At 43.2% G+C, this 7,548-nt stretch carries 10 protein-coding genes and 1 pseudogene; 7 read left to right on the top strand and 4 right to left on the bottom strand.

The window, feature by feature from the left end; translation table 11 throughout:
* Positions 1-881: calcium-binding protein (locus F6J99_RS00180; protein ID WP_293111166.1), on the top strand; the 881-nt coding region annotated here is incomplete at its 5' end.
* Positions 882-939: 58 nt separating this feature from the next.
* On the opposite strand, the gene F6J99_RS00175 is transcribed toward F6J99_RS00180, so the two are convergent.
* On the bottom strand, positions 940-1,077 hold the full coding sequence (locus tag F6J99_RS00175; RefSeq protein WP_293111164.1) for a hypothetical protein: 138 nt from the start codon (positions 1,075-1,077) through the stop codon (positions 940-942).
* Positions 1,078-1,226: 149 nt separating this feature from the next.
* Between F6J99_RS00175 and F6J99_RS45370 the strand changes: the two are divergent.
* The 5 genes and pseudogenes from F6J99_RS45370 to F6J99_RS00155 form a co-directional block, all read left to right on the top strand.
* Positions 1,227-1,367, top strand: a pseudogene (locus F6J99_RS45370) (hypothetical protein); the annotation flags it as partial.
* Positions 1,368-1,454: 87 nt separating this feature from the next.
* Positions 1,455-1,682: a hypothetical protein gene (locus F6J99_RS00170; protein WP_293111162.1), complete on the top strand. Its 228-nt coding sequence runs from the start codon at positions 1,455-1,457 to the stop codon at positions 1,680-1,682.
* A gap of 473 nt (positions 1,683-2,155) precedes the next feature.
* Positions 2,156-3,334: a calcium-binding protein gene (locus tag F6J99_RS00165; RefSeq protein ID WP_293111160.1), complete on the top strand. Its 1,179-nt coding sequence runs from the start codon at positions 2,156-2,158 to the stop codon at positions 3,332-3,334.
* 88 nt (positions 3,335-3,422) lie between these two features.
* Positions 3,423-3,554, top strand: a complete 132-nt coding sequence (locus tag F6J99_RS00160; protein WP_293111158.1) for a hypothetical protein — start codon at positions 3,423-3,425, stop codon at positions 3,552-3,554.
* Positions 3,544-3,672, top strand: coding sequence for a hypothetical protein (locus F6J99_RS00155; RefSeq protein ID WP_293111156.1), 129 nt, complete (start codon positions 3,544-3,546; stop codon positions 3,670-3,672). The genes F6J99_RS00160 and F6J99_RS00155 overlap by 11 nt, the downstream gene beginning before the upstream one ends.
* On the opposite strand, the gene F6J99_RS00150 is transcribed toward F6J99_RS00155, so the two are convergent.
* Positions 3,644-5,008 carry an NB-ARC domain-containing protein gene (locus tag F6J99_RS00150; protein WP_293111154.1) on the bottom strand — a complete coding sequence of 455 codons (1,365 nt, stop codon included), beginning with the start codon at positions 5,006-5,008 and terminating at the stop codon, positions 3,644-3,646. The two genes, F6J99_RS00155 and F6J99_RS00150, sit on opposite strands and share 29 nt — an antisense overlap.
* Before the next feature lie 404 nt (positions 5,009-5,412).
* Positions 5,413-5,544, bottom strand: a complete 132-nt coding sequence (locus tag F6J99_RS00145; RefSeq protein ID WP_293111152.1) for a hypothetical protein — start codon at positions 5,542-5,544, stop codon at positions 5,413-5,415.
* A gap of 352 nt (positions 5,545-5,896) precedes the next feature.
* Here F6J99_RS00145 and F6J99_RS00140 point away from each other — a divergent pair, with 352 nt between their 5' ends.
* On the top strand, positions 5,897-7,261 hold the full coding sequence (locus F6J99_RS00140; RefSeq protein ID WP_293111150.1) for a hypothetical protein: 1,365 nt from the start codon (positions 5,897-5,899) through the stop codon (positions 7,259-7,261).
* On the opposite strand, the gene F6J99_RS00135 is transcribed toward F6J99_RS00140, so the two are convergent.
* The gene (locus F6J99_RS00135) at positions 7,231-7,461 is read right to left on the bottom strand and encodes a hypothetical protein (RefSeq protein ID WP_293111148.1); all 231 of its coding nucleotides are present in this window, start codon (positions 7,459-7,461) and stop codon (positions 7,231-7,233) included. The genes F6J99_RS00140 and F6J99_RS00135 overlap by 31 nt on opposite strands.
* Positions 7,462-7,548: the final 87 nt, after the last annotated feature.

Genomic DNA, 7,548 nt, shown 5'->3' with positions numbered 1-7,548 from the left:
ATGACCGACTGATTTGGAATAACGGTGATGGCAGCGATATCATGGAAGGGGGTGCTGGCTTTGATGTGGTAGAAGTCAATGGCGCAAATGGTGCCGGAGATAACTTTGCCCTCAACCCCTTTGGTCCCAGGGTACGCTTTGAGCGGTTGAATCTCGGTCAGTTCAACCTGAATGTCAATGATGTAGAACAGTTTGAGATCAATGGTCTTGGGGGTAATGACACCTTAACTGTTAATGACTTGTCCGGTACTGATGTACAGCTGGTAGTCTTTGACGGTGGTGATGGTAATGACTTCCTAGACGGAAGCCATGCTGTGTTACCTTTAGTTGGTATTGGTGGAAAAGGCAACGACACCCTGATTGGCGGGGCTGGCGATGACAACCTCAGGGGTAATGCTGGCAATGATAGCCTGGTTGGCGGAGCTGGTGATGATAACCTGATTGGAGATGCCGGGAATGACACTCTGATTGGAGGTGATGGCGATGACAATCTGGTTGGTGGAGATGGTAATGATGTCCTAATCAGTGGTAACGGTATTACTACCTTTACGTTTGACACTGGAACAGCTTTCAATTCAAGCGATTTGGGTCTCGATAGCATTCTTAACTTTATCGGAGGTCAAGACCGAATTAGTCTGGAACAGAGCACCTTCACTGCACTCACTGGTACCTCCAGTGGAGGCTTAGATAGCAGTGAATGGGCGGTTGTATCTGATAATAGCCAGGTCGAAAGTAGTGGTGCTTTGATTGTCTACAACAGCAACACCGGCGATCTATTCTACAACCAGAATGGCAGTGCAGGTGGTCTGGGAAGCGGAGCTCAGTTTGCTACAATCGACACCAGCACCTCGGTAAATTTCAGTGACTTTGAGATAGTATAAGTTAATCAAAAGTTAACTTATATAGTCTTTATCAATTCGGTGAGGTACATTTTTGATTTTAGGGAGCAGGGAGCAGGGAACAAATCTTGTGTACCTCACTCGTGATGAGAATTGCTATAGTCGTTTTTTGTTGAAGGTTGACTGTCAACCTTGGCCCATAGGCCACGCTACGCGAACAACCTTCAACCTTTAACATTCAACCTTCAACCTACCCTACGGTAACGCCAAAAGCGAACAACCTTCAATAGTCAACAGTCACCTAAATGCTAACCCGGAATCAGAACTAGATTCAATCAACTCATTGCCACAATCTATCCAGGCTCAGGTATTTCCTAGCCCCCAGTTATCCAAGTCTTCTGGTATACCGACTTAGTTAAAAATGTCAAAGGTGCTGGTCGCAACGATACCATTATTGGTGATAACAACAGTAATCAACTTACTGGTGGTGCCAGGAGTGACGAGATTACTGGTGGGGATGGTAATGATACCATCGTAGGTGTAGATCCCACCAGTAACAATCCAGGTGTTAATGAAATTGATATCTTAACCGGAGGAGCTGGTGCTGATATATTTGTGATTGGAGATCAGAACAATGCTTACTATGTTGGGCAAGGATTGTTTGGTTTCAATGATTACGCTGTAATTACGGATTTCCAATCTGGTACGGATAAAATTCAACTCAAGCAAGGCATCAACTATACCTTTGAAGACAACTTTATTGCTATCAATTCTACTTCGGGCCTTGACGTTATTGCTATAGTTGCTGATGCCTATAACCAAGGGGATCTGATCTTTGTATAACGACTAGTACACCGTCTCGGAAATAACTGACTAGTTAAAATCTCCTTGATCTGGCCGGTTTCCCCCTGTTCTTCCTCTCCGTTAAACTGAGATCTCGAACCATTGTGATTAATCCTAGGGTGGGCAGTGCCTAGCAACGGGCAAAGCCCAGCTTGGTGAATCTGTCTGGTACACTGCCCACCCTACATGAACTGATTGAACAAGTAGTATGATTCAATTTGCATGTCACCCCTCAGACCCTTTAGGTACCCTTTAAGGTACCCTTTAGGTACCCTTTAGGGTACTGTCAAACGGTAATCTTATCCGAGATAGTATCAATAGTATAATTGAATCGGCATGGCTGAATTAAGGAATGAATAGGAGTAGGGTTGGCATCCTGCCCATTCCACAAAACTCTTAAAATCATTCCATTATTAAGCAACGCCCTTATAGATACCTACTCACAATCTCTAAAAAATTCAGGAGCAACTTTCATGAGTACATTAATCGGCGGTCCAGGTAATGACTTTCTAGCAGGAGACAACAATGACGATAACCTGATCGGGCTTGCTGGCGATGACACCTTACTAGGTTTGGGTGGCAATGACCTTCTTGATGGGGGTGCTGGCAATGACACCCTGGCAGGGGCTGCTGGGGAAGATTTACTTGATGGCAAAGCTGGCAATGATTTAATAAGCGGTGGTGATGGTATTGATGTTCTAGATGGTGGTAAAGGCAATGATACCCTGATTGGCGATCGCGGAGATGACAATATCAATGGCGCAGATGGTGATGACCGACTGATTTGGAATAACGGTGATGGCAGCGATATCATGGAAGGGGGTGCTGGCTTTGATGTGGTAGAAGTCAATGGCGCAAATGGTGCCGGAGATAACTTTGCCCTCAACCCCTTTGGTCCCAGGGTACGCTTTGAGCGGTTGAATCTCGGTCAGTTCAACCTGAATGTCAATGATGTAGAACAGTTTGAGATCAATGGTCTTGGGGGTAATGACACCTTAACTGTTAATGACTTGTCCGGTACTGATGTACAGCTGGTAGTCTTTGACGGTGGTGATGGTAATGACTTCCTAGACGGAAGCCATGCTGTGTTACCTTTAGTTGGTATTGGTGGAAAAGGCAACGACACCCTGATTGGCGGGGCTGGCGATGACAACCTCAGGGGTAATGCTGGCAATGATAGCCTGGTTGGCGGAGCTGGTGATGATAACCTGATTGGAGATGCCGGGAATGACACTCTGATTGGAGGTGATGGCGATGACAATCTGGTTGGTGGAGATGGTAATGATGTCCTAATCAGTGGTAACGGTATTACTACCTTTACGTTTGACACTGGAACAGCTTTCAATTCAAGCGATTTGGGTCTCGATAGCATTCTTAACTTTATCGGAGGTCAAGACCGAATTAGTCTGGAACAGAGCACCTTCACTGCACTCACTGGTACCTCCAGTGGAGGCTTAGATAGCAGTGAATGGGCGGTTGTATCTGATAATAGCCAGGTCGAAAGTAGTGGTGCTTTGATTGTCTACAACAGCGAAACCGGGGATCTATTCTACAACCAGAATGGCAGTGAATCTGGTCTCGGAAGCGGAGCTCAGTTTGCTACAATCAACACCAGCACTTCGGTGGGTTTCAGTGACTTTGAGATAGTATAAGTTAATCAAAAGTTAACTTATCTAGTATTTATCAATTCGGTGAGGTACATTTTTGATTTTAGGGAGCAGGGAGCAGGGAACAAATCTTGTGTACCTCACTCGTGATGAGAATTGCTATAGTCGTTTTTTGTTGAAGGTTGACTGTCAACCTTCAACAGTCAACCTTCAACAGTTAACCTTGGCCAATAGGCCACGCTACGCGAACAACCTTGGCCAATAGGCCACGCTACGCGAACAACAGTCAACCTTGGCCAATAGGCCACGCTACGCGAACAACCTTCAACATCAAACCTACCCTACACCGAACCCCTACAGAAAACAACCTTCATGCTCATTAATAACCGTCCTAATTATAGGAGTTATGGTAAACAATGTGCGATTACTGTGAGAAAGTTTTTCCATTAGAGAGCGCCTTTCCAAAGACTGTAAAACTGAAATAAGTTGTGAATTATAGTCTAAGGTAATACTATGGCGCAATTGTTTAATAGAAATGGGGGTAGGATTCCTAGCTAGATAGGCAATCACCTTTTTCTCTGACTCATCTAACCGATTCAATTGCTCGATTAAAATTGTTTTCATTGGCTCAGGAACAATCACGTCATCCCAATTTAAAAATTCTGATACACTACCAAAAAAAAAGTCTTTAATTGTTTTTACAGCCAGCTTTAAGCCTAAGGGATTGCCTCGATAACGTTTAATGAGTTCTATGTCTTGCTCTTGTTCAGACAAACCATTAGCTACTAATAGTTTCCGAGCATCTTCTGTTGGTAAACCGTTTAGGGTTAATGAACGAGTGGAATAGTTTTTTTTCTCCAATAACTCCATTTGTAGCGGTGGTTCCCAACTAATTAAGAGCAAACAACTTTGGTGTCTTTCTTGTCCTACTCGTCTAAAAAGTTTACCATAATCCTCATATCCCGCTTTATACTGTCCAACTAAAGTGCCACGGCTTAAAATCTGTTCAGCATCATCGAGTATTACCAGACAGCGATGCTCTCGTAAACACTCTAGAAAATCAGACATCAGCAGGTTAATATCTTCTGGTAACTCCGATGACTGCTGGTGAGACAGGAATGGTATCAGCTGTGTCAGCAGTTCCTTCAGGGGTTGGCCAGGGGATAGCGATCGCCAAATAATATAATCAAACTCCCCCTGAATCTCTCGTGCTAGCTTGGCAGCTAAGGATGTTTTGCCAACGCCTACTATCCCAAGTATTGCTACCAATTGGCTTCGTTTGAGACTAATCCATTGCTTAAGGGTGTTCAGTTCCCTAGTGCGTCCATAGAATGCAGAAATCTGTGGTGCTTCACCCCAATCTTGGCACTGCTGCGGAGTTTTGTATCCAGCGGCTTCCAGCCATATCGAGATATCTCTCCAACTTTTTAGGGTGTTCGATTTCCGATTAGTTAAGGTTTCTACATACCGATACAAACCTTTAGTTAGTTGAACGCTAAGTGAGCCACAACTCCAATGGAGAGCACCAGCAATTTTTTTGGGAGCATAGCCGCACAGCAAACCTCTTAAGCATGCTTTTTCCACTGGGGTCAATTTGATTTCCCTATTTGTAGCAATGGTTTTTTTATGAGCCAGTTCTGTATACAACTTTTCTAAATTCCACAGTTTGGCTGCTTTGATAAACAGTTCATCTTCAAATCGATTGGTGTTATAGTTCATAGTAGGGAATCCTAATCAATAGCACGGACTAGCTACCTATAAACTAATCAATAAACTAGTAAATAATGTAGCTATTGGGAGCGTTTACTAGATATATTTGCAAAACGTATATGTCCCCGATGATCATAACTATGCTGTTTTATTTTTTTTGAAAACATCATTTTTTTTGACATCTATACGTAAGCAAATAACCCTGATTACTGTCCCTAAATTTGTAAGAATTAAAAAAAAAAAGCTAAGGAAATTTGATAATTTTATATCGGTAATTATCATGTAAATTATGCTGAATTTAGGTTTAATTTAATTCCTAAACTAAACACCCCCGATAACCGATTGACTGACAAATCTAGTTTACTTTATTTGAGAAAATTTGACAGTACCCGTTATGGGTACCATAGCAGTTCTCAATTGGGTGAGGTACCTCGCCCTTGGGGTTTTAGGGAGTCGGGAGTCGGGAGTCGGGAGTCGGGAGTCGGGAGTCGGGAGTCGGGAGTCGGGAGTCGGGAGTCGGGATAAGAAAATTGAATGTACTTCATAAGTAGGATTAACACTATATATCTTTTTTGGATCGAGCTGGTGCTGCCAAGTAACAAGTCACAATTAACAAATGTTAATTTTTTATTAATAATTAATTAATAACTATAGCGATTCTCATAGTAATTAGCTACACACACCTATTTTTTCCCTGTTACCAGATTCGCTCTTACCTATTCCCTATTCCCTATTCCCTATTCCCTGTTCCCTGTTCCCTATTCCCTGTTCCCTTTGCTAAGGCTATACTCCTTGACCTAATCCTAAAACCTAATCAACTGCTAATCACCATTAGGTATGTTATAGCTGCTGCGATCGCTAAGGTGGATTCATACCAAAAAAAAGAGAAAATTAACCATGGCTACGTTAGTAACTGAACTTGATAAGCTATCCAACCTAATTACCGAATCAGAACTAAATTTAATCAAGTCACTACCACAATCTATTCAGGATCAGGTAGTTCCTAGCCCCGATTTATCTAAGTCTGCTGGTACACCGATTCAGTTAAATTTGACCCAGATACAACAGTTAGTTCCCAATGATTCAGGCTTAAAAAGCTTATCATCGAAATCTCTAATATCAGGGCCTTTTAACTTTATTATTGGTACTCCCAATCCTGACTTTTTAGTGGGTAGTAACAAGAACAATTTAATTTTAGGACGTGGCGGAAATGACGTCATTGTAGCACTCGGTGGCAATGACCTTGTGTTTGGTGAAGAGGGAAATGACATTATTATCGCTGGCTCAGGTAATGATTTTGTATCTGGCGGCTCAGGTAATGACTTTGTGTTTGGCAGTTCTGGTAATGATATCTTGGATGGTGGCTCAGGTAATGACTCCCTATTTGGCGGAACTGGCACAAACAATTTTATTGGCAGTAGTGGTAATGATGTCCTGGATGGAGAGGAAGGTAAGGATACCGTCGATTACACTGGTCTCGGTCGAGCCATTACTCTTTTACCCACGGGAATCGTTAACAAAAGTGGTCTTGGTAAGGATGAGCTGATCCGAGTGGAGACGATTATTGGGGATGCCGGTCAAGCTAATACTATTGATGCCTCTTCTGCTGGTAGTGGTGCCTCTGTGAACGTAAATCTGCAAAAGAACAGTTTACAGATTAATGTTGTTAATGGTCCAGTTCTGAATCGCACTGTCCAAAACTTTGTGAATGTCAAGGGTGCTGGTCGTAACGATACCATTATTGGTGATAACAACAGTAATCAACTTACTGGTGGTGCCGGAAGTGACGAGATTACTGGTGCCGGTGGTAATGATACCATCGTAGGTGTCGATCCCAACAGTAAAAAGCCAGGTATTAAGGAAATTGATGTCTTAACCGGAGGAGCTGGTGCTGATAAATTTGTGATTGGAGATAGCAAAAATCCTTACTATGTCGGTGGAGGAGGATTTTTGGGTCTGAATGATTACGCTCTACTTAAGGATTTCCAATCCGGTACGGATAAAATCCAACTCAAAAAAGCCAACTATATCTTTGGATCAAACTTTATCGCTCTTAATAACGGCTTATCTTCTTCTGAGAAAAGTCTTGCTTCAGCGGAACAGATTGCTCAGGATATTGCTGGAGGTAAGAGTAATGGTGTTCAATCTCAGCTGACCACAGGGGATAGTTTGGACTCTGTTAAGATCGCGCCTAGTTTCGGCTTTGACATTGTTGCGATTGTGTCTGGTGGCTATAACCAAGGGGATCTGTCCTTTGTATAACGATTAGTTTGGTGGCCAGTGCTTAGTAATGCGATGTTCCGTTCGCGCAGCGTCTGGCACTGCCAGTCAGGAACCGCTTCGCGATCGCGCTTCTTGATCAATCGGTTTGGTTCACTGCCCACCCTACATCTACTGTGATTAATCGTTTGGTGGGCAGTGGCTAGCAATGGGCTATGGCTTGGTGAATTGGTCTGGTTCACTGCCGACCCTACATCAATTGTGATTAATCCGTTGGTGGGCAGTGCCTAGCCATGGGCTTTGGCTTGGTGAATCGGTTTGGTTCACTG

Source organism: Moorena sp. SIO4G3, from assembly GCF_010692305.1.
Lineage (GTDB): Bacteria > Cyanobacteriota > Cyanobacteriia > Cyanobacteriales > Coleofasciculaceae > Moorena > Moorena producens_A.
Note: the sequence above shows the minus strand (reverse complement) of the source record. Positions and strands in the feature narration are given on the sequence as shown.

Excerpts from the sequence above, each read along its gene's own strand:
- F6J99_RS00175 (WP_293111164.1), bottom strand. The coding sequence starts at position 1,077 with ATGTTAAAGGTTGAAGGTTGTTCGCGTAGCGTGGCCTATGGGCCAAGG.
- F6J99_RS00165 (WP_293111160.1), top strand. The coding sequence starts at position 2,156 with ATGAGTACATTAATCGGCGGTCCAGGTAATGACTTTCTAGCAGGAGAC.
- F6J99_RS00150 (WP_293111154.1), bottom strand. The coding sequence starts at position 5,008 with ATGAACTATAACACCAATCGATTTGAAGATGAACTGTTTATCAAAGCA.
- F6J99_RS00145 (WP_293111152.1), bottom strand. The coding sequence starts at position 5,544 with ATGAAGTACATTCAATTTTCTTATCCCGACTCCCGACTCCCGACTCCC.
- F6J99_RS00140 (WP_293111150.1), top strand. The coding sequence starts at position 5,897 with ATGGCTACGTTAGTAACTGAACTTGATAAGCTATCCAACCTAATTACC.